Origin of the sequence: Methanobrevibacter sp. (genome assembly GCF_017447225.1) — an archaeon.
Taxonomy (GTDB): domain Archaea; phylum Methanobacteriota; class Methanobacteria; order Methanobacteriales; family Methanobacteriaceae; genus Methanocatella.
In genome coordinates this window covers 1-2,568 of record NZ_JAFSNZ010000085.1, presented here as the reverse complement: position 1 = coordinate 2,568, position 2,568 = coordinate 1, and the positions used below count along the sequence as shown (strand labels likewise).

Here is a 2,568-nt window from a genome sequence, read left to right as displayed (position 1 = left end):
GGACATCCGCGGCATAGAAAAACTTATAAACCTTGAATATGTTAAAATCTCTGGCAACAATGTTTATGATTTTACACCACTTTCAAAGCTGGAAAAATTAAAAGAAATGAAAATTGACGGCAAAAACATAGATTGCCTTGATGAATCTTTTACACTGCTCACAAATCTTGAAACTCTTGAAATCAGAGAAACTAAGTTGAAGGATGTCTCTCCTGTGGAGCAGCTTGTCAATCTTAAAAGTTTGGATTTGGACAAGAACCAAATTGAGTTTCTGCCTAAAAATATCAACAACTTGACAGAGCTTGAATATTTAAGTTTTTCTTACAATAAGGTAAAGGACATAAAACACCTTCATTTATTGACAAATTTAAAAGTTTTGTTTTTTACCAATAATCAAGTCGAAAATATGTGTCCTATAAAAAACATGACAAAATTAGTTAGAATAAATTTTTCTAGCAACAACATTACAGATATTTCCTTAATTAAAAACTTTAGTGAATTAAATATACTTGGTGCAGATAAAAATAAAATAGAAAAATTACCTAGTTTAAAAAATCTCGGAAAATTGCAATATGTATATTTAAGTTTCAACAATATCAGCAACTTGCCTGAATTGAAAGGACTTGATTCGCTTGATGAGATGTGGCTATCTAATAATGAACTAAACGATGAAGATTTGATAAAACTTGACGGACTGGAACATGTGAAGTTTTTAACTGTTGCCTTGAATAAAATCACAAAAGTTCCTGTGATGAAAAATGTAAAATCCCTTCAGGAACTATACTTGAACTATAACAGCATTACTGATTTATCAGGTTTTGCAGACAATGAGTCGTTTCCAGCTCTCAGAAGATTGGATGTCGGATCAAATAAAATTGAGAATGTTGAAGCATTTAGAAATAGAACAGGTTTATCGAGTCTGTGGGTTGATAAAAACTGCATCAAAGATTTTTCCCCTCTTGAAGAGTTGAAAGCCCAAGGAACTCACGTCGGCGGAATGAATGAACAGCTGGAAAGCTGTGAAAATAAATAACAACTCGAGGAGATGGAGAGAGACATGAAAAGAATTTTGATTTTGCTTGGGATTCTATTTGTATGTACCGGTTTATTTGCGGAAGCCCACGAATGTTCTATGTATGCAGAAATTGAAAAAGGTAATCTTAATAATATTTCTTTTATTCCTGATTGGTTTGAACATCTTGAATTAGCTAACAACAACGAGAACTATGGTTATGATGAAGAATTTTTGCGAGAACACGCCGGCAGAGTAGGCAAAATTGTTTTTATGAATTCTTCGACACCCGTCTTTGGTTGTAGCGGAACACTTATAGGAAACAACTATTTCTTAACAGCAGCTCATTGCGCCAGTGCTGCAAATGTCGGAGTTTTATTCGGCTATCAAAAAGCTGATCTTGAAAACAGTGATAATGACGAATACGATGATGACGACGAGATCAGTGACGATGACAGTGATAATATGCCGGAATATCCAAGAGTTTCTCTTAAAGGATACCTGAATAACGATGAAAAATATATACGATATGATGAGGATTATCCTGATATAGATGTGGAATATCATGATTTTGATCAACATCCTGCATATTTTCGTATAGCTGGCGACAATCCGGATGACGGAACAGTGGAAAATGGCTGGACAATGTCAGATGATGATAGTGATAAAGTTGACTATGCCATCTATAAATTGCATGAAAACGCCCAACAATATGAGCCTGAAAAAGTTGAAGATCCTTGGCCTTGGAGATCAGTAAACAACCGTGATGACGGAATACCTGAAAAAATATGGAGACTTCTTGACAATACAAACGGTAAAAGAGGCTGGGCAAGAGTAAATACTGATGTGCAGCAGCATGGATCTCCGCTATATATTATCGGACATCCATGGGTGGCAAATATTTTTGACGGACAGGATACTCATCCTGGAATAAAAGTTGTAAATGCCGGCAGTGTGGCTGATGGTCAAGCTCGCGGATTATCAAAAGAATATGAAGAAGATCTATTGATATTTAAAGATGCTGACATACAAAAGTTGCATTCTGGAAGTCCTGTTATTGATTATTCAGGCAGAGTCGCCGGAGTTGTTGTGTGGTTCGGTTGTGCTCCTGGAGGAGCATGGGACAAAATAGAAGAGGATGTGACTCTACAGAATAAATCTGCTGAAAACTTTGCTACACCTATGTGGAGAATCTGCAAGGTTTCGCAGATAATAAAGAATGCTGCAAAAGACATGAACTGTAACGGCAGAATTGACTGGTGGGATATTTTGGATCGTTTCAAAGGTTCTATAATCATCAATCCAGTGATTATAGATAATTTCTTGATAGACCGTTTCGGAATCCATCCTATACCGCTTGATCTTAAAAACTACAGATACGATGAGACGCAGCAAAAAGTTGTTACTGAAACAAGAGAAATACCGGCAAATACATATCAGGTTGCATGGTCGGATAACGGTAATTTCTTCTATGTAGTAAATCAGAACAATAGTTATTATCTCTTCAAAAATGGGGCTTCCCTCGGCACAATCAGTAATTACCCTCAGTTGAACGG

2 protein-coding genes are annotated in these 2,568 nt (G+C 36.1%); both read left to right on the top strand.

Features of this window, described 5'->3' with window-relative positions; genetic code table 11:
- Positions 1-1,033, top strand: a 1,033-nt coding sequence (locus tag IJQ68_RS08420; RefSeq protein WP_292799167.1) for a leucine-rich repeat domain-containing protein, incomplete at its 5' end; no start/stop codon positions are given.
- Positions 1,034-1,057: 24 nt separating this feature from the next.
- Positions 1,058-2,568 (top strand): trypsin-like peptidase domain-containing protein (locus tag IJQ68_RS08415; protein ID WP_292799165.1); only part of this gene is annotated, 1,511 nt, incomplete at its 3' end.